We start from the raw sequence: 16,916 nt of genomic DNA, 5'->3' as shown, positions 1-16,916 counted from the left end.
ACGCTCAGTCGAGCGTGCGCCTGAACCGCACCAATGCGACGCCGGCAAACAAGGCCACGAACCCGACCAGCCAGGCGATCTCGCCCGCAACCGCCGGCAGTTCAGCGGCCTTCAGCATCACCGCGCGGGTAATGCGCAAAAAATGCGTCAGCGGGAAAATCTCGCCGAAGGTCTGCGCCCAGCCCGGCATGCCGCGATAGGGGAACATGAAACCCGACAAAAGGATCGACGGCAGGAAGAAGAAGAAGGTCAGCTGCAGCGCCTGCATCTGCGTGCGGGCGATGGTCGAGATGGTGTAGCCAAGCAGCACCAGCGCCAGCACGAACACCAGCACGGCGGTAAGCAGCAGCGACATCGAGCCGGTGAAAGGAATGGCGAACAGAAGCTTCGACGCCGCCAGCACCACCACCACCTGGACGCCGCCGACCACCAGATAGGGCAGCACCTTGCCCAGCATGATCTCGAACGGGCTGGACGGCATGGCGAGCAGGTTTTCCATCGTGCCGCGCTCGGTCTCGCGGGTCAGCGCGATCGAGGTCATCATCACCAGGGTCATCTGCAGGATGACGCCGAGCAGGCCGGGCACGATGTTGTATTGCGAGATGCCTTCCGGATTGTAGCGCTGGTGCACCACCACATCGAGCTGGCCCCTGGCGGCCTCACTCGCCGCCTCCTGCATGCCTTGCGCCCGAAGCAGCGCCTGGCTGGCCACTTTGCTTAGCGTCGAGATGGCGCCGCTGGCGGCGGCCGGGTCGGTGGCGTCGGCCTCGATGAGTATCTGCGGATTGTCGCCGCGCTCCACCCGGCGGCCGAAATCGGCCGGGATGGTGACGACGAAGGCGACATCGCCGCGCGCCATCAGGAATTCGGCAGCCTCGGCACTTTGCGCAACATGGTCGAAGCGGTAGTAGCCGGTCGTCTGCAGGGCCGCGACAATGGCGCGGGTGTAGGGGTCCTTGCTGGTCGCCACCAGTGCGGCAGGCAGGCTTTTGGGATCGTTGTTGATGGCGTAGCCGAACAGCACCAGCTGCAAAAGCGGCACGCCCAGCATCATGGCGAAGGTGATGCGGTCGCGCCGCATCTGGATGAATTCCTTGATCAGCAGCGCACCGAGCCTGGCGAAGGAGAAGACGCTGTTCATGCCATATTGTCCTTCGAGCCGGACATGAACTGGATGAACACATCCTCGAGGCTGGTCTCGCCGGGTTTTACGCTGACGCCCTTGTGCTCCTTCTCGACATCGGCAAGCGCCTTTTCGAGCTTTGCCTTGTCGGAGCCGACGACATGCAGCGTGGCGCCGAACGGCGCCACCTGGTCGACGCCCGGCCGCCCCTTCAGTGCATCGGCGACCTGATCGAGGTGCGGCCCCTGCAGCACGAAAGTGGTCAACCCGGCGTTCTTCACCACCTCATCCACCGTGCCGGTGGCCAGCATCTTGCCGTAGGAGATGTAGCTGATTCGGTGGCAGCGCTCGGCTTCGTCCATGTAGTGGGTGGACACCAGCACGGTCAGACCGCCGCTCGCCAGCCGGTGGATCTCGTCCCAGAATTCGCGCCGCGCCTTCGGATCGACGCCGGCGGTCGGCTCGTCGAGCAGCAGCAGCTTCGGCTTGTGCATGATGCAGGCGGCCAGTGCCAGCCGCTGCTTCCAGCCGCCCGACAGCGTGCCGGCGAGCTGGTTGCGGCGGCTCGTCAGGCCAAGCTCTTCCAGCGTTTTCGACACATGCTCCTCGACCGGCTTCAGCCGGTAGAGCCGCGCCACGAATTCGAGATTCTCGCCGATCGTCAAATCCTCGTAGAACGAGAATTTCTGCGTCATGTAGCCGACTTCGCGCTTGATGCGGAGCGACTCGGTGCGGATGTTGAAACCCAGCACCGTACCTTCGCCCTCGTCGGGCGTCAGCAGGCCGCACATGATGCGGATGGTCGTCGTCTTGCCGGACCCGTTGGGCCCGAGAAAGCCGACGATCTCGCCCTCGGCCACCGTCATCGTCACATGGTCGACGACAGTCTTGTCGCCGAAGCGCTTGACCAGGCCATGAACGTCGATGGCGTTCATTTTGCGGAGGCCGCCAGCTCGACATCGACGATCTGTCCCGGCTGCAGCGCTTGCGCCTTGCCCTCAGGCCGCGCCTCGACGAGGTAGACCAGCTTCTGCCGGTTCTCGAGCGAGTAGATCACCGGCGGGGTGAATTCCGGGTCGGGCGAGACATAGCTGACGCGCGCCTTCACCTCCGGCCCGCAGCCGTCGCAATGGACGACAAGCAGCGTGCCGACCTTGATCGACGAGAACGCACTTTCCGGGACATAGACGCTGAGCTTTACCGCACCGTCCGGCAACATCGAAATGACAGGCGCGGTCGGACCGGCGGTGTCGCCGGGATTGCGGATGACGTCATTGATGCGGCCGGGCGAGGGTGCCGCCAGCACGCGCTTCGACAGCCGCCACTCAGACTGCTTCAACGCCGACTGCGCCTGTTTGACCTGATTGTCTGCCGCCTTGATCGTTTCGGGACGCGCAGGCAGACCGCCGACGGCAAGGTTGGCCTGCGCCTGGCCGACCTGCGCATTGGCGGTCTCCAGCGTCGCGGCGGCGGTGTCGTAGTCGGCCTGCGTGCCGGCGCCACGCTTGAACAGGTCGGCGGCGCGGTCGTATTTGCGCTTGGCATCCGTGGCCTGGGCCTTGGCCATGTCGACCTCGGCCTTCAGCACCGCGATCTCCTCCGGCCGCTTGCCGATCTGCAGGTCGGCAAGCTGCGCCTGCGCCTGGGCGAGCGCGGCCCCTGCCTGGGCGACGGCGATTTTTGCGTCGTCGCTTTCGAGAGTCACCACCGGCGTGCCTGATACAACACGGTCGCCGCGCTTGACCGCGACGGTCTCGACCTGCGCCACTTCGATCGGCGCCAGCAAGACATAGTCGCCCTCGACATAGCCGACGGCAAGCGGCGCTGCCGGCGCGCAGGCGCCGAACAGCTGGGCCGCGAGCGGCAGGGAACAGAGAAAACTCATCGCTTGCCCTCCTTGCGGGCGACCGGATTTCGGGCCGCCAGTATGGCGCCAAGATTGCTTGTGACCGCCGCCACCACCTTGGCGGCTTCGGTGTTACCGATCTCGCGCCAGCCCATACGACGCATCACTGCTTCGCGGCCGATGCGGAAATAGATGACCTGGCCGATCAGCGTGAAGACCACGAGCTTGGTGGCCTCGCTTTCGGCCGGCTCGCCCGTCGCCTGTTCCCAGATCTGGCAGAGGCGGCGATGCGTCGGTTCGAACACCCCGTCATAGATGCGGTCGAGGGCGGCCGTCGGATGCGTCAATTCCCTAAGTACAAATTGTACGATATCGCCAGCTTCCGGCCGGGCGACGATAAATCCTACCATCCGCTCCAATGCGGTCGAGAGCTGCGCCCGCGCCGTCTCTGAACTGGCTTGACCTTGCAGCTGCATGCCGCCGAGCGCCTGGCCGGCAACCGCCTGGATGGTCTCGACGATGTGGTCGGCGGCGGCCCCGCGGAGCCCTTCCTTGCCGCCGAAATGATAGGCGATGGAGCCGATGTTGGCCTTCGCCTCCGCCGCGATCTCGCGCGTCGAGGTGCCGTCGAAGCCCTGCCGCCCGAACAGTTTGAGCGCGGCCAGCACCAGTGCGGCGCGCGTCTGCTCGGCGGGCGATGTCTCCTGGCGGGGCATTTTGTCGGGCGCGGATTTGATCATGTCGGCCTGTTTAATCAATCGATTGATTAAAGTCAAATTGATTATCTACGGCCGCTTGCCATGTCGAGCCGCAGACGCTTTAGTGCGCGGCCATGGGCAAGGAAGTCGAACGCAAGTTCCTGGTCTCCAGCGCCGAATGGCTAGAAATGGCCGAGGCGAATATACGCATTCGCCAGTTCTATCTTGCCGCAGCACCTGGCCGCACCGTGCGCGTGCGCATCAGCGACGGCAGTTCGGCGAAGCTGACGCTTAAATTCGGCAGCAAGATCCGCGAGCGCGACGAATACGAATATGAAATTCCTCTGACTGATGCCGAGGAGATGCTGGCCTTCGCCATCGGACATGTCATCGAGAAGACACGCCACCATGTTAGGCATCGCGGCTATCTCTACGAAGTCGATGTTTTCGGCGGGATCCTAGCCGGCCTTGTGGTGGCCGAACTGGAGACGCCGGAGGATGTACCTGACGAAATGCTGCCCGATTGGCTCGGCCGCGAAGTGACCGGCGAGCAGAGATTTTACAACGCGTCGCTCGCCCTAGAGCCGGATGATTTTAGGTCGGGTCGACCTAAAATCGGAATCCGGCTCTAATCAAAAGAGATGGAGCATGATGTCGTCCGAAAACCGCTTCACACTTTTCGGCATCATGCTCTAGGGGGATTCCGGAGATCGCCGCATGAGCTTTCGCATCGATCCGCGCCTGCCGCTGACCGGCGAGGTCAGGCGTATCCTTGGCGAGGAGATCGGCAAGGCGCTTGCCCATCTGGCCGTCGCGCGCGACCAGCCGGAGCAGGCATTGCACAAATGCCGCAAGCGGCTGAAGAGCGCGCGCGCCTTGCTGCGGCTGGTCCGTTCCGGAAATGAAACATTCTGTCGGACTGAGAACCAATGCTACCGTCAGGTGGCGGCGCTGCTTGCCGGGCCGCGCGAGGCGACCGCGCTGGTCGAGACCGTCGACCGGCTGGCAGCCGCCTTTCCCGAGCAGGTTGCCGGCGGCGGCCTCGACAGCGTGCGCGACCGGCTGATTGCCCGCCAGCATGAAATGCATGCCGGCGCCGGCCTCGACGCCGCCATAGGCGCGGCCACCGCCGCCTGCGAGGAAGGCCTCATCAGGATAGAGCGGCTGCTGCTCCCCGATCTGCCTGAGCATGCAGCCGATGTGCTTGCGGAAGGCGCTCGCAAGACCTTGCGCCGTGCCAGGAAGGCGCTGGACCGGGCGGGATCGCGCGGCGAAGCAGAGGATTTCCACGATCTGCGCAAGGCTGCCAAGACCCACTCGATGCATTTGTCGCTGCTCGGCCGGCTGTGGCCGACGCCGATCAAGGTGCGGCGCAAGGCGGTCGACGAACTGGGCGAAAGGCTCGGCGAACTGCACGACGTCTTCGTCATGCGCGTGTTGCTCGAGGCCGACGGTGAGCCGCTCGGCGATGCGCAGGACACAAGGCTTCTTGGCAAGCTTTTGAAGCGCTCGGAAAAAAGCCTGAAGAAGAGCTGCCTCGCCGGAGCGGCCGAGCTGTTCGGCGACAGCCCCAAGCGCTCGACAAAGAAACTCGCGCGCAATGCGCGCGACGACCTCGCCGGCCCGGTATTGTCGAAAGAGGTCCCGGTCGGTTGATCATGGCCGAGGGCGTCACCTCGTGCTAGTCACACTTTACCATGACCGCGCCGCGCGACACGCTTCTCGACCGACTTGGCCGCTGGCTTGCCGGCCGGCTGCAGGACGAATCCTCGGGCTATGAGCCCTACACGCCGTCCGATGCCGAGACGTTGCGGCGCACGCTCGAGCCCGGCGACATCCTGCTCATCGAAGGCAACCAGAAGATCTCGGCGGCCATCAAATACCTGACCCAGTCGACCTGGTCGCATGCGGCCTTCTATATCGGCGATGCGTTGCCCGAACCGGAGGACGGATCGGAACGGCGTCGACTGATCGAAGTCACGCTCGGCGAAGGCTGTGTCGCCGTGCCGCTGTCGCGCTACCGCACCTACAACACCCGTATCTGCCGGGCGAGCGGGCTGGCGCCGGAAGACCGCGACCATGTCGTCGCCTTCATGATCGGCAAGCTCGGCCTGAAATACGATCTCAAGAACATCTTCGACATGCTGCGCTTTTTCCTGCCGACGCCACCGGTGCCGGTGCGCTGGCGCCGCCGCATGCTGGCTTTCGGTTCCGGCGATCCGACGCGCGCCATTTGCTCGACGCTGATCGCCGAAGCCTATGGTGAGATCCGCTACCCGATCCTGCCCGAGATCACCCGCGCGCCCGGCCGCGCCTCGGCGCAGTCGAACTATTCGCGCCGCGAAATCCTGCACATCCGCCACCACTCGCTCTACACGCCGCGCGACTTCGACCTGTCGCCCTTCTTCCGCATCGTGAAACCGACGCTGGAATTTGGTTTCGACTACCGGGCGGTGACCTGGGAAGATAGGGCCGCTGAGGCGAAGGCCGCCGAATAGCAACCATTCAAACCGGCGCCGATGGCGAGTGGCGCCCTATGAGATCATTCGAGACAGTGTCGATGATCTCAGCGGAAAGCGTCGGATCGGGCACGACGCGGGAGAGGATCACCGATCCGACCATTTCCGCTAGGAATGCGATCGCGGCACTCCGCTTCGCGGCCGGGTCGCTTCCCGGCAGGAGTGAAATGATCAACGCGACATAATTGCTGACGATGCTTCCGAAGAACGATCGAAGCGCTGGATCGTCGTGCCGGGCGGCATCGGCCGCCAGTGCGGTGAGGCTGCATCCGTGCCCCGGATTGTCGCGATGATGGTCCGAGATGTAGTGGCGCACGAGCGTCTCAAACGGAGTATCGGTCGAAGCGAGCCGGGCGGATAGATCGGCGCTCATGTCACTGAAGGCCCGCTGCATGGCCTGAACGATGAGGTCGTCCTTCGACTTGAATTGTCGGTAGAAGCCTCCGTGGGTAAGCCCGGCCGCGCTCATCAGATCGGCAATGCCGATCCCGTCGATCCCTTGTTCGCGGAAGAGCTTTGCGGCGGTATCGATGACCCGCTCTCGATTTAACTCGACCATCTCCTTGCTCACCTTCACGACCGCATCCTCTCCTATTGATGATGATCGACATATAAGACGTGGCGGAGGCGCTTGACAATGATTGCGGCGGTCATTATCACCCAATGATTACGATCATAATCATTACGCAGGAAAGTTGAGATGACACAAGTTCAGTCGCGCGCCGAGAAGATCGCGCTGATCACCGGCGCTTCGGGTGGCATCGGGCATGCGGCCGGACTTGCGCTCATCCGGGCGGGGTATCGCGTGTTCGGCACCAGCCGCCGAGCTGCGCCCAACGAAGTGCGTCAGGGCATTCACATGGTCCCTTGCGACGTCACCGATGATGGGTCCGTCAGAGACGCCATCAAGCAAGTTGTCGCCCTCGCCGGCCGGATCGACGTACTGGTAAACAATGCGGGCCGCAGCCTGATCGGCGGCGCCGAGGAATCATCGGTCGCTCAAGCCCAAAGCCTGTTCGACATAAATGTCTTCGGCATTGTTCGCATGACCAATGAAGTGCTGCCCATCATGCGCAGACAGGGCGAGGGCCGGATCATCAACATCAGTTCGGTGTCCGGTTTCCTGCCGGGGCCATTCACCGCCCTCTACACCGCCACCAAACACGCAGTCGAAGGATATTCCGAGTCGCTCGATCACGAACTTCGAACGTTCGGCATCAGGGTTTCCCTTGTCGAGCCCGCCTTCACCCGCACCGGACTGGAAGAGAACGCCGAACAGCCTGACCGGATTTCCGGCGTCTACGAACAGGGGCGCTCAGCCATGAATTCGACCTGGCGCAACAGAATCGCGAGCGGCGATCCGGTGGAAGCCGTGGCCGACAAAGTGGTACAGGCAGCCACCGAAAAGACGCCGAGCATGCGCTATACGCCTGGCAAAACGGCAGGCCGTCTTCGCTTCATGCGGCGCTTCGTGCCCGAAAACATGTTCGACAAGAGCTTCCGCAAGCAGATGGGCGTGGCCGATTGATCTAAAATCAAGGCATCGCCAGGCCAGTCCGGCAGGCGAGCCTCCTTTCGCCGAGGAGCGACGAATGAAGTCCTATTTGTGCAAATATATTCCGCCGCGTTCCGACTTTCTGGCAACGATGACCACCGATGAGGAAGAGTGGATGAAGCAGCACGGAGCATTCCTGGATGACCTGCTTGAAAAGAGGCTTATCGTCGCGCACGGCCCCGTGATGGACCCGGCTGGCGGTTATGGGGTGTCGCTCTATCGGATTGCCGATGATCTGGACATAGAGGCGATCACCTCGGAGGACCCGATCGTGAAGAATGGCGCCGGGCACTACGAACACCATCCGATGCTGCATTTGAAAACGCACGGCTAACCATTTCGACCAAACCGCATCGATGCGGCAGCGAAAGTCGCTCTCGAACGGGCCAGCTTTGCGCACGCTGGCGGGCGCGATCCTGTCGAGGTTTCTGGCGTCCATCCTGCCGAGGTGCAGGCGTCTCACATGGCGGCCTGCATCACGCCGAAACCGCAATAGCGCCCTGGTTTTCGGCTCTGTGTTCGACCCAGACATGGACCGGTTCGTCCCGGCCGCGGATGCTAACCGGTCCATGATCGCGCGCATTCAGCTGTGTCCCGAGCGATTCCGCCTTCGCGGCCTCGATCAGTCGTGACCCAAAGCAAATATTCGCCTGAAGCTCCCGGCAGAGCGCCTGCAAACGGCTGGCGACGTTGACGGTGTCGCCCACCACCGCGAAGGACAGGTTGCGCTCGCTGCCGACCGCGCCGAGGACGACGGCGCCATATTGTGCACCGATCCGAACGTCCAGCGGCGGATATCCCCTGGACACACGCTGGACATTCCAGTCTTCGATAGCGGCGATCATCGCTTCAGCGCACCGGATGGCCCGGGTTGCGTCGTCATGGCTGGCTTGCGGAACCCCGAAGGTCGCCATGATGCAATCGCCGATATAGTTGTCGACGGTGCCATGGTGGTCGAAAACGACCTGCTCCATGCGACGGTGGAACTGACGCAGTAGTTCGAACACTGCTTCGGCCGGATGATCCTCGGAATAGTGTGTGAAGCCGACGATGTCGGCGAACAGCACCGCGATATCCTGCCGGCGGACCGGACCGAAGGGCTCGTCATCCGAGGCGAGCTGGTCGACGACATTGGGCGAAAAATGCCGGGCGAGATTGGCGCGGGCGCGCTCTGCCTTGACATAGTCTTCCGACAGATGCCGGGAACGGGAGACGACCAGCGCCATGATCGCGCCGATAATCAGCACAACCAACACATTGGTCGCCTGCGCGAACGTATCGACGAAATTGGGGTTGAGATAGAGATTCAGTCGCTCTGTCATCGGCAGCGAATAGAGGTTCGTTGCCGGAATGACGGTTCCCGCATGCAAAACCACCCATCCCACCCCGATCGTCCACGTCAAGGCCGCGAGCGCGCCGAGATAGAGCGCCAATCGTGTCGAAAGGGTCAGCGCGCCAAGGCATACGAAAATCAGCAGGAATTTGAAGCTGCCCTCGCGCAGTTGCATCGCGGCCGGCGCGACCTCGAGGGAAAACGGGTTGGGCGTTACCAGCAGAACGGTCAACAGAATGATGTCCAGCGTACCGACGAGGTAACCGATCCACCATGGCGCGTTGCGACGGCGCGCAAAGCGAAACTGGATCAGGCCGACGAGTTGGAACAGCGCGAGGCCCGCCAGCACGAAGAGCAGCGAGGCATCCCAGCGGCTGATCAATGAAAAGAAGCAGGAGATCACGGCGAGCGATGCCGTGCGCGCCCAGAACTGCAATGCAGCACCCTGGCGCTCTGCGCGCTCCCGCAAATTTTTCAGGCGCGAATAGCGGCGAAGTTCAAGTGTTGGCGCGGTCGGCATAGGATCACTTCGATTTTGCGGGGACGGTCACGCATTCGGCAAACCCGCCCCGTACAGTCTGGCAAATCAGCGCGCGAACTCTATCATGAATGTGGCTTCATTTTTGAAGCACCTCCGGACTGGAGCGCGACAAGCTCAGCCGCTAGATGCAATCCTGCTCGGATGATGGCCCAGTCAGGCCGGCAAAGGACGGCGTCCCTTTTGCAGCAGCCGCGGGCCGGTCGGACGCCCCGGCATCCCTGGGGTGCGGGCCGATCGGCATGATCGCCGGAAACGGGGTTGCGCCAAAAGCAAACGTCCATTTGTAGCCGGTCAACCCCTCTTCCGGCGTCGTGTGCTGGTCGTGATGGGCGAGCAGCTTGACGCGCTCGGCCAACTCCTCGGCCTCGCGCTTGACCATCTCCGCCGTCTCCGGCCGCATCCGCCTGGAGAAAGAGACGAAGGTCGCTTCCCGCTCCAGATGGGTGATCGCCCAGCCGATGAAATTCTTGTTTGTCATCTCGAATAGCGGCCTGAGCGGTCCTTCGAAATTCCACTGGATCGGTGTGTCGACCAGCAGCCGTGCCGACAACCCGCTGCCCAGCGCAATGAGGCCGAGCGCTTCGAGATCGCGCAGATAGAGGAACATCGACGCTTCGCTCAAGCCTTGCGAGCGCATGACGCCCTCGGGCGTAAATTTCTCCGACAGCATGACGAAGATGAACAGCAACGCCGGCCGGCCGGCAAGCTTGCGCTCGACCTCTGGCGCGATGCGATTGACCGGTCCCGGCCCCCGGTTCATCGACCCCAGCACGTTTTCCAGCTCGACGCCGGCGGCAGCGCAGATCCCGATGAGACGGTCGAGCTTGCAGTTGCGCTCGTGGAAGATGCGCTTCACCGTCGGCTCGGAAACGCCCATCCGCCCGGCAAGCTCACGATAGGTGACGCCCTTGGCCTTCAGCGTCCGCTTCAGCGCCTCGAAAATCAAGCCGTTCATGGAATGCACCTCTTTTGCGCCATTTCGTATCGGTTTCCGATACTAGCTCGAATCTTCCTTCCGGAAAAGTATCGAAACTCCTACCTCTCCGCCATCCATCACAGGAGACCTGGCCATGAAAACCCTCATCCCCTCTATTTGTCTCGCCGCCTTCGGTATCGCGCTCGTGCCTGCGGCCGAGGCCGCCGAACTCTGGCGCGCCTCGGGCTTCGAGCAACCCGAATCGGCGCTGTTCGATGCCGCCAACAATCGCATTATCGTCTCCAACATCGTCGGCAATCCCGGGGAGGCCGACGGCAACGGCTATCTCTCGGTGCTGTCGCTGGACGGCAAGGTCGTTAGCCGGCACTGGACCGCCGGCATGGATGCACCGAAGGGCTCGGCGATCTCTGGCGGCAAGCTCTACGTCGCCGACATCACCAAGGTGCGCATCGTCGATCTCGCCAGCGGCAAGCTCATCTCGACGATCGATGTGCCCGGCGCCGTTTTCCTCAATGACGTGACATCGGACAGTTCGGGCAAGGTTTATGTCACCGACATGCTGGCCGATGCGATCTACCGCATTGACGGCGACAAGCCGGAACTGTTCGTGAAGGATGCGAAGCTCGCCGCACCCAACGGCATCTTTGCCGATCGCGATCGGCTGATCGTGGCGTCCTGGGGCAAGGGCATCAAGCCGGACTTCAGCACTGCCGCGCCCGGGGGCCTGCTGTCGGTCGATCTCGCGACGAAAGCCGTGACGCCGCTGCCTGGCGCACAAAACTTTGCCGACCTCGACGGCGTCGTCGCCATCGGCGACAGCATCTACGCCACCGCCTTCATGACCGGCACGCTCTATCGGTACAAAGTCGGCGAGGCGCCGGAGGCTGTAGAGCAGTTCAAGCCGGGCAGCGCCGATATCGGCACAGACGGCACGCGGATTTTCGTGCCGCTGATGAACGAGGGCGAGATCGCGGTGCTGAGCCTGGACTGACGGCGCACATTTGCCGGCTCAGCCAACGGGCACGGCTTTGAGTTGCGCCCGCGCATCCTTGATCGAAGCGGCAAAGGTCACCAGCGGCCGCTTGACGCCGTGGTTGATCAGCATGCGCCGTGTCTGCGGCGAGGCGCCGGCGATGATGAAACGCACGCCGGCGCGTTTCGCCTTGTGCGCCGCGCCCTCGATGACATTGGCCGCGGTGGAATCGAAGAAGGGCACCGCCGAACAATCGAGGATGAAGTTCTTGCGCTGGTCGGCGATGCGGTCGAGCACCGTGCCGACAGTAGAGGCGGCGCCGAAGAAGAAGGCGCCGGAGATGCGATAGACGACGGTGTCGGCGTCGCTTGCCTCGCTTGCATCGTAGGCGCGGCCGCTGCTGTCGGCGACATCGTCCTGCACCAGCGGCAAATCCGCCTCCACGGCGATCGACTTGGCCATGCGGTCGATGAACAGGATCGAGCCTAGCGCGAAGCCGACGACGATGCCTTCGGTGAGGTCGCGGAAGACGACGATCAGGAAGGTTGCCATCAGCACCAGGGCATCGCCGCGCGAAGCGCGCAGCAACGTGGCGAAGGCCTGCTTCTCGAACATGTTCCAGCAGACAACCGCCAGCACCCCGGCAAGGGCGGCAAGCGGGATGTAGCTGGCCAGCGGTGCGGCCACCAGCATGAAGACCAGCAGAAAAAGCGAATGCAGCATGCCGGAAACCGGCCCATGCGCGCCGGCCCGCACATTGGTGGCGGTGCGGGCGATGGTGCCGGTGGTGCAGATGCCGCCGAACAGGGCAGACGCGATGTTGGCAAAGCCTTGCGCCACCAGTTCGCAATTGGAACGGTGACGCCGCCCGGTCATGCCATCGGCGACCACGGCCGAGAGCAGCGATTCGATGGCGCCGAGCAGCGCAAAAGCCACCGCATCCGGCAGCACCGCAATCGCCTTGTCGAGGTTGAGTCCCGGCAGTGCCGGCAACGGCAGGCTGCGCGGAATGCCGCCATAGCGGGTGCCGATCGTTTCCGCCGGCAGCGAAAGCAGCGCCACGACAAGGGAGGCCAGTCCGACGGCGATCAGCATGCCCGGCCAGCCGGGCCGCCAGCGCTTCACCCCGACGATGGTGGCGATGGTCAGCGCCGCCACCAGCGTTGCCGAGATATTGAGCGTGCCGGCCGCGTGGCCGATCGCCATCAGCTTCGGCAGCAGCGGCCCGGGCTCCGGCCCGGCAAGCCTCAGCCCGAACAGTTCCACGATCTGGCCGGAGAAGATGATGATCGAGATGCCGGCGGTGAAGCCGACCGTCACCGGGTAAGGGATGAATTTGATATAGGTTCCGAGCCGGAGATAGCCGATGGCGAGCAGGAAGATGCCGGCCATCATCGTCGCCAGCAGCAGTCCGTCGACGCCTTCGCGCTGCACCGTCGCCGCCACCAGCACGATGAAGGCGCCGGCCGGGCCGCCGATCTGGAAGCGGCTGCCGCCGAGCGCCGAGACGATGAAGCCGCCGACAATGGCGGTGAACAGGCCGCGCTCCGGCGTCACGCCCGAAGCAATCGCAATCGCCATCGACAGCGGCAACGCGACAATAGCGACGGTCAGCCCGGCCATGAAGTCGGCCTTGAACTGCGGCAGGCGGTAACCTTCGCGCCAGACCGTCACCAGCTTGGGCGTGAACAGCTCTGAAAATGTCGGCTTTGCCGACTTCTGGGCCGGTTGATGCACTGCCCGCCGGATCTGATCCATGGACTGCCTTCCGCTTGCGTGAAGGCGGCGGGATCGTCGGCAGGACTGTCGGCGGTCGCCGTCGCGACTATATGCCGGCTCAGCCTTGCGGGTTCGGCGGCGCGACCGGCTTGAGGCGCACGCCCCGGCCGCCGCGCTCGCTGGTCTGGTTCTCGCCGATGAGCTCCACCCCGGCCTCGTCGAGAGCCTGGATAACCTTCATCAGCGTATCGACCACACCCCTGACCACGCCGTCACTCGCTTCCATGCGCTGGATTGTCGGAAGCGAAACGCCGGCACGCTCGGCGAGTGTCTTCTGATCGATGCCGGCCAGCGCCCTCGCGGCGCGCATCTGGGCGGCAGTGATCATCGGTCGGAACCCCCGTCTGAGTCTGCGGAGACGACGTGTAATACAATCATAGTGATGTTTCAACCATGATAAAGCATACATGAAACATGATCTCCTCACAAAGCCGGATGCCGGGATACGGGATGAGCATGCTACGTTAACCGCCTTGGCTCTTATTGGCGGGGAAATATCAGTTGAAGATTTTCAGGACCTTGACGACGTCGGCAGCCTTGCTGTCGGCGGTTTTTCTGCTGGCAGGCTGCGGACACGGGCTGATCAACCGGCTGATTTGAATGTCGCTCCGGATCGTCAGTCTTCGGGCTCGTTGCCACCGGCCACCGCCTTGTTCCGCTGCAGCATTCGCGCCGCCAGCCAGCACAGCGTCGCCCAGGTGAAGCCGGCGCACCATCCCGCCAGCACGTCGGAAGGCCAGTGGACGCCGAGATAGACGCGGCTGACGCCGACCAGCAGCGTTACCAGCACCGCCAGGCTGAGGACATAGATTTTCGTCGTTCGTCCCGGCAGGAAGCGCGCTGCCAGCGAGCCCAGCGTGAGATAGGTCACCGCCGACAGCATGGCGTGGCCGCTGGGAAACGACAGCGACGTCTCGTTGGCCAGGTGCGAGACAAGATCGGGGCGCGGCCGGTCGATGCCGGCCTTGAGCAAGGTCGACAGCAGCTGCCCGCCAGCCACCGCGACAAAGATCAGCAGCGCCGTCCTCGGCCTACGGATCAGCAGGAGGTAGACGATCACCGCCGTTACGATCAGCACCAGCACGCTGGAGCTGCCGAGGCTGGTGATGTCGCGCATCGCGCCTTCCAGCCATGCCGGGCCGACGGGAACATCCGGCTGACCCACTTTTCGGAAAGCAAGCAGGATCTCAGTATCGAAAGCGTGCGGCGTGGTGGCCCGCGCCACCTCCATCAGTTCCTCGAAGCCCCACAGCCCGGCGGCTATCACCAGCCCGGCCAGCAGCACCGGAAATTCAAGCCAGTTGGTGAACGCACGCGGGTTGTTCATCGGATTACAGTCGCCCCTGCAGGTAAGGCCCGAGCGAGATCAGCACCACCGCCGCGATGGCCAGCACGATGCCGGTCGCCTGCAAGGCATTGACGCGTTCGCCGAAGACACCAGCGCCACCACATTGACCGCCACCAGCTGGATCACCGCCGACAGGCTGAACGACACCGACATGCCGAACTCACGAACCAGCCGCAGCATCATCAGATTGCCCGCCGTATAGAGCGCCAGTGTCAGCACGATCTTGCCAAGGCTTGGCGCCAGCCCCCATTGCTTGGCCGCGATGGCCGCCAGCAGGAAGATCACCGTCGAAATGACGAGCTGCGCCAGTCCCCAGAAACTCACTTTTGTGCCTCGCTGTCCTTTGTGGCAGCTCTTGTTTCGCAAGCGTGGCGGCACGTCAAGCAGACTGCGGCGGAACAGGCCACGGCCGAGGTGCTGAATGAATGGCAGCGCGATCGCGGTCTGACTGCCACGCTCGGTCGGATTCGTGCAAACCCAGGCAGCTGCGCTCAAGCATTGGAAAAGAATGGACTTTTAAACATGGCGTCCTACGTCTTCTGGAGGAGAGTGCCATGCCAAAGTCCGTCTATGACCGTGGCCTGCTGAAACCCGACGACATCGCCAGGCTGCAACGCGTGTTCGACGAAGCCTGCCGCAGGCGCGACGTGCATCCCGATTCGGCGGAGGCGCGGGAGATCGCGCTGAACCTGCTTGCGCTGCACAATGCCGGCATGGTCGAGGAAGATATGCTTATGGAAACCGTGGGTTTCCGCCGGTTGGAGCCGAAATCAGCCTGAGGACCGCAAGGCGGCCTGGAGCAATTCCAGGAAAAGTGTGAAGCGGTTTTCCGTCCGGAATTGCGTAAAAATAAAGGCCTAGGAGCGGTTCGCCGTTTCCGTGAAACGGTGAAACGCTTTAGCCGGCGCGCTGCACGACGGCCACATTCATCTCTGCCCTCAGCCTGAAGCCGATGGACTCGTACAACCGGACCGCGCCGGCATTGCTGGCATAGGCATGCAGGTAGGGAACTTCGCCGCGCGCAAAAATTCGGTTGGCCACGAACACCGACAGCAGCCGGCCGAGGCCGCTGCCGCGAAATTCGGGATGCGAGCAGACGCCGCTGAGTTCGCTGTAGCCGGGCTGCTTCATGCGCTCGCCGGCCATCGCCGCCAGCCGGCCGTCGATCTTCACGCCCCAGAACTCGCCGAGGCTCAGCGCCTTGAGGGTGAACGGGCCGGGCTTGGTCAGTGACGCCAAAGCAAGCATCTCGGCCGCGTCGTCCTGCGTCAGCTGCTGCACACGCTCGTCCGACACGGAAGGCAATGGCGCCTCGGCAACCATCTGAACGCCGAAGGCGGTCACGGTCGCGGTCAGTTCCGGCGGCAGGGCAATGGGGTCCGCCTGGAGCATGAACACGCTCTCACCTGCAGGAATGAGGCTTGCGAGCGCCTGCAGGCTCTCAGCGTCGTCTGCCCCGGAAGCCGCGAAGGGGACGATCGAGGAGGGATAGCGCCTGGCGAGCCTGTCGCCATACGCAAAGATCCGATGCCGCGTGTCGAGCGCGCTCCAGACCGGACGATCGAGGACATGGCTCATGGCGCGACATCCTGTTTCACACGACGGTCGAGTGGGGCCGCCGCCAGGCCGTCCTCTATTGCCGAGAGTTGTTCGAGAAGCGGCCCTGCAAGGTCTTTGCACAAGTCGGCAACGGCGTTCTCGATGCGCGGCCAAACGTCCCGCTTCGCCACATCGACCAGGCGCTGGCCGTTCGCGGTCAGCGAGATCATCCTGCGGCGCTGGTCGTCGTTCGATGGCGCGGCCTCGACCAGCCCCAACTCGGCCAGCAGCGCCACGCTGCGCGTCACCCCCGGCTGGGTGATCCCCATTGACTGCGCCAGTTCGCCGACAGGCAGCGGCCCAAGCCGGTCGAGCGCGGCCAGCAGAGGATACTGGCTGGACTGCACCGGCACCTCCAGCCCATTGAGCATGCGCTGCGTATCGGCCTGCAACTGCTCGCCGATGCGCTTCAGCCTGCTGCCGAGGGTGAGATAGCCAAGGGATCGAATGATGTCTTCCATGGGTGGTCCGTCTCCTGGATAAGTATAACATGTTATATAATGATGCAATGAACGAGTTCAAGCGCCTGCTTTGGAGGTTGGCCGCAAGCATCTCAACTTCGTCGTCCTTGGGCGAAGCAGGAGCGAAGCTCCGTCGCGGAGACCCAGGGATCATGCCTTGGCCGTGGAAGCAGCGGAGCAGAACCTGCAACGCAGCGTAGTTCA

19 protein-coding genes and 1 pseudogene are annotated in these 16,916 nt (G+C 63.3%); 7 read left to right on the top strand and 13 right to left on the bottom strand.

Going from position 1 to position 16,916, the window contains the following annotated elements:
• Positions 1 to 4 precede the first annotated feature (4 nt).
• The 4 genes from NKH54_RS20950 to NKH54_RS20935 are packed head-to-tail and all read right to left on the bottom strand — an operon-like array spanning position 5 to position 3,709.
• On the bottom strand, positions 5 to 1,141 hold the full coding sequence (locus NKH54_RS20950; protein WP_353028812.1) for an ABC transporter permease: 1,137 nt from the start codon (positions 1,139 to 1,141) through the stop codon (positions 5 to 7).
• Positions 1,138 to 2,058, bottom strand: a complete 921-nt coding sequence (locus NKH54_RS20945; protein WP_023703846.1) for an ABC transporter ATP-binding protein — start codon at positions 2,056 to 2,058, stop codon at positions 1,138 to 1,140. The genes NKH54_RS20950 and NKH54_RS20945 overlap by 4 nt, the downstream gene beginning before the upstream one ends.
• Entirely contained in the window at positions 2,055 to 3,008 is a 954-nt protein-coding gene (locus NKH54_RS20940; protein WP_353028811.1) for an HlyD family secretion protein, read from the bottom strand. The genes NKH54_RS20945 and NKH54_RS20940 overlap by 4 nt, the downstream gene beginning before the upstream one ends.
• Complete coding sequence (locus NKH54_RS20935; protein ID WP_023703848.1) at positions 3,005 to 3,709, bottom strand: CerR family C-terminal domain-containing protein; 705 nt, start codon at positions 3,707 to 3,709, stop codon at positions 3,005 to 3,007. Before NKH54_RS20935 ends, NKH54_RS20940 begins: the two co-directional genes overlap by 4 nt.
• 92 nt (positions 3,710 to 3,801) lie before the next feature.
• Between NKH54_RS20935 and NKH54_RS20930 the strand changes: the two genes are divergently transcribed.
• The 3 genes from NKH54_RS20930 (at position 3,802) to NKH54_RS20920 (ending at position 6,165) form a co-directional block, all read left to right on the top strand.
• Positions 3,802 to 4,299 carry a CYTH domain-containing protein gene (locus NKH54_RS20930; protein ID WP_023681278.1) on the top strand — a complete coding sequence of 166 codons (498 nt, stop codon included), beginning with the start codon at positions 3,802 to 3,804 and terminating at the stop codon, positions 4,297 to 4,299.
• 85 nt (positions 4,300 to 4,384) lie between these two features.
• Entirely contained in the window at positions 4,385 to 5,323 is a 939-nt protein-coding gene (locus NKH54_RS20925) for a CHAD domain-containing protein (protein ID WP_352562441.1), read from the top strand.
• A 41-nt stretch (positions 5,324 to 5,364) separates the two neighbouring features.
• Positions 5,365 to 6,165, top strand: coding sequence for a C40 family peptidase (locus NKH54_RS20920; protein WP_353028810.1), 801 nt, complete (start codon positions 5,365 to 5,367; stop codon positions 6,163 to 6,165).
• A gap of 7 nt (positions 6,166 to 6,172) precedes the next feature.
• On the opposite strand, the gene NKH54_RS20915 is transcribed toward NKH54_RS20920, so the two are convergent.
• Positions 6,173 to 6,763, bottom strand: a complete 591-nt coding sequence (locus NKH54_RS20915; RefSeq protein WP_023673283.1) for a TetR/AcrR family transcriptional regulator — start codon at positions 6,761 to 6,763, stop codon at positions 6,173 to 6,175.
• Between the two features lie 123 nt (positions 6,764 to 6,886).
• Here NKH54_RS20915 and NKH54_RS20910 point away from each other — a divergent pair, with 123 nt between their 5' ends.
• Entirely contained in the window at positions 6,887 to 7,714 is an 828-nt protein-coding gene (locus NKH54_RS20910) for an oxidoreductase (RefSeq protein WP_023673282.1), read from the top strand.
• A gap of 64 nt (positions 7,715 to 7,778) precedes the next feature.
• Entirely contained in the window at positions 7,779 to 8,075 is a 297-nt protein-coding gene (locus NKH54_RS20905) for a YciI family protein (protein WP_023703852.1), read from the top strand.
• A gap of 142 nt (positions 8,076 to 8,217) precedes the next feature.
• Here the strand turns inward: NKH54_RS20905 and NKH54_RS20900 are convergent, their stop codons facing one another.
• Both NKH54_RS20900 and NKH54_RS20895 read right to left on the bottom strand, forming a co-directional pair.
• Positions 8,218 to 9,594, bottom strand: a complete 1,377-nt coding sequence (locus NKH54_RS20900) for an adenylate/guanylate cyclase domain-containing protein (protein ID WP_023755333.1) — start codon at positions 9,592 to 9,594, stop codon at positions 8,218 to 8,220.
• Positions 9,595 to 9,736: 142 nt separating this feature from the next.
• Positions 9,737 to 10,570 carry a helix-turn-helix domain-containing protein gene (locus NKH54_RS20895; RefSeq protein WP_353028809.1) on the bottom strand — a complete coding sequence of 278 codons (834 nt, stop codon included), beginning with the start codon at positions 10,568 to 10,570 and terminating at the stop codon, positions 9,737 to 9,739.
• A 115-nt stretch (positions 10,571 to 10,685) separates the two neighbouring features.
• On the opposite strand from NKH54_RS20895, the gene NKH54_RS20890 reads away from it, so the two are divergent.
• Positions 10,686 to 11,543, top strand: a complete 858-nt coding sequence (locus tag NKH54_RS20890) for an NHL repeat-containing protein (RefSeq protein ID WP_023710373.1) — start codon at positions 10,686 to 10,688, stop codon at positions 11,541 to 11,543.
• 18 nt (positions 11,544 to 11,561) lie between these two features.
• Here the strand turns inward: NKH54_RS20890 and NKH54_RS20885 are convergent, their stop codons facing one another.
• The 4 genes and pseudogenes from NKH54_RS20885 to NKH54_RS20870 form a co-directional block, all read right to left on the bottom strand.
• Positions 11,562 to 13,283: a SulP family inorganic anion transporter gene (locus NKH54_RS20885; RefSeq protein ID WP_023710372.1), complete on the bottom strand. Its 1,722-nt coding sequence runs from the start codon at positions 13,281 to 13,283 to the stop codon at positions 11,562 to 11,564.
• Between the two features lie 79 nt (positions 13,284 to 13,362).
• The gene (locus tag NKH54_RS20880) at positions 13,363 to 13,632 is read right to left on the bottom strand and encodes a helix-turn-helix domain-containing protein (RefSeq protein WP_023673276.1); all 270 of its coding nucleotides are present in this window, start codon (positions 13,630 to 13,632) and stop codon (positions 13,363 to 13,365) included.
• 288 nt (positions 13,633 to 13,920) lie between these two features.
• Positions 13,921 to 14,631, bottom strand: a complete 711-nt coding sequence (locus NKH54_RS20875; RefSeq protein ID WP_352595222.1) for a phosphatase PAP2 family protein — start codon at positions 14,629 to 14,631, stop codon at positions 13,921 to 13,923.
• Between the two features lie 4 nt (positions 14,632 to 14,635).
• Positions 14,636 to 14,976: pseudogene (locus NKH54_RS20870) on the bottom strand (hypothetical protein).
• Positions 14,977 to 15,206: 230 nt separating this feature from the next.
• Between NKH54_RS20870 and NKH54_RS20865 the strand changes: the two are divergent.
• Entirely contained in the window at positions 15,207 to 15,431 is a 225-nt protein-coding gene (locus NKH54_RS20865; RefSeq protein ID WP_023673272.1) for a hypothetical protein, read from the top strand.
• A 118-nt stretch (positions 15,432 to 15,549) separates the two neighbouring features.
• On the opposite strand, the gene NKH54_RS20860 is transcribed toward NKH54_RS20865, so the two are convergent.
• Positions 15,550 to 16,230, bottom strand: coding sequence for a GNAT family N-acetyltransferase (locus NKH54_RS20860; RefSeq protein ID WP_023726768.1), 681 nt, complete (start codon positions 16,228 to 16,230; stop codon positions 15,550 to 15,552).
• Positions 16,227 to 16,712: a MarR family winged helix-turn-helix transcriptional regulator gene (locus tag NKH54_RS20855; RefSeq protein ID WP_023726767.1), complete on the bottom strand. Its 486-nt coding sequence runs from the start codon at positions 16,710 to 16,712 to the stop codon at positions 16,227 to 16,229. Before NKH54_RS20855 ends, NKH54_RS20860 begins: the two co-directional genes overlap by 4 nt.
• Between the last annotated feature and the right edge of the window lie 204 nt (positions 16,713 to 16,916).

The organism is Mesorhizobium sp. M1004, from assembly GCF_040318795.1.
Classification (GTDB): Bacteria; Pseudomonadota; Alphaproteobacteria; order Rhizobiales; family Rhizobiaceae; genus Mesorhizobium.
Note: the sequence above shows the minus strand (reverse complement) of the source record. Positions and strands in the feature narration are given on the sequence as shown.

What these genes read in the sequence shown, in the direction of transcription:
- NKH54_RS20950 (WP_353028812.1), bottom strand. Translation starts at nt 1,141, where the DNA reads ATGAACAGCGTCTTCTCCTTCGCCAGGCTCGGTGCGCTGCTGATCAAG.
- NKH54_RS20945 (WP_023703846.1), bottom strand. Translation starts at nt 2,058, where the DNA reads ATGAACGCCATCGACGTTCATGGCCTGGTCAAGCGCTTCGGCGACAAG.
- NKH54_RS20940 (WP_353028811.1), bottom strand. Translation starts at nt 3,008, where the DNA reads ATGAGTTTTCTCTGTTCCCTGCCGCTCGCGGCCCAGCTGTTCGGCGCC.
- NKH54_RS20935 (WP_023703848.1), bottom strand. Translation starts at nt 3,709, where the DNA reads ATGATCAAATCCGCGCCCGACAAAATGCCCCGCCAGGAGACATCGCCC.
- NKH54_RS20930 (WP_023681278.1), top strand. Translation starts at nt 3,802, where the DNA reads ATGGGCAAGGAAGTCGAACGCAAGTTCCTGGTCTCCAGCGCCGAATGG.
- NKH54_RS20925 (WP_352562441.1), top strand. Translation starts at nt 4,385, where the DNA reads ATGAGCTTTCGCATCGATCCGCGCCTGCCGCTGACCGGCGAGGTCAGG.
- NKH54_RS20920 (WP_353028810.1), top strand. Translation starts at nt 5,365, where the DNA reads ATGACCGCGCCGCGCGACACGCTTCTCGACCGACTTGGCCGCTGGCTT.
- NKH54_RS20910 (WP_023673282.1), top strand. Translation starts at nt 6,887, where the DNA reads ATGACACAAGTTCAGTCGCGCGCCGAGAAGATCGCGCTGATCACCGGC.
- NKH54_RS20905 (WP_023703852.1), top strand. Translation starts at nt 7,779, where the DNA reads ATGAAGTCCTATTTGTGCAAATATATTCCGCCGCGTTCCGACTTTCTG.
- NKH54_RS20900 (WP_023755333.1), bottom strand. Translation starts at nt 9,594, where the DNA reads ATGCCGACCGCGCCAACACTTGAACTTCGCCGCTATTCGCGCCTGAAA.
- NKH54_RS20895 (WP_353028809.1), bottom strand. Translation starts at nt 10,570, where the DNA reads ATGAACGGCTTGATTTTCGAGGCGCTGAAGCGGACGCTGAAGGCCAAG.
- NKH54_RS20890 (WP_023710373.1), top strand. Translation starts at nt 10,686, where the DNA reads ATGAAAACCCTCATCCCCTCTATTTGTCTCGCCGCCTTCGGTATCGCG.
- NKH54_RS20885 (WP_023710372.1), bottom strand. Translation starts at nt 13,283, where the DNA reads ATGGATCAGATCCGGCGGGCAGTGCATCAACCGGCCCAGAAGTCGGCA.
- NKH54_RS20880 (WP_023673276.1), bottom strand. Translation starts at nt 13,632, where the DNA reads ATGATCACTGCCGCCCAGATGCGCGCCGCGAGGGCGCTGGCCGGCATC.
- NKH54_RS20875 (WP_352595222.1), bottom strand. Translation starts at nt 14,631, where the DNA reads ATGAACAACCCGCGTGCGTTCACCAACTGGCTTGAATTTCCGGTGCTG.
- NKH54_RS20865 (WP_023673272.1), top strand. Translation starts at nt 15,207, where the DNA reads ATGCCAAAGTCCGTCTATGACCGTGGCCTGCTGAAACCCGACGACATC.
- NKH54_RS20860 (WP_023726768.1), bottom strand. Translation starts at nt 16,230, where the DNA reads ATGAGCCATGTCCTCGATCGTCCGGTCTGGAGCGCGCTCGACACGCGG.
- NKH54_RS20855 (WP_023726767.1), bottom strand. Translation starts at nt 16,712, where the DNA reads ATGGAAGACATCATTCGATCCCTTGGCTATCTCACCCTCGGCAGCAGG.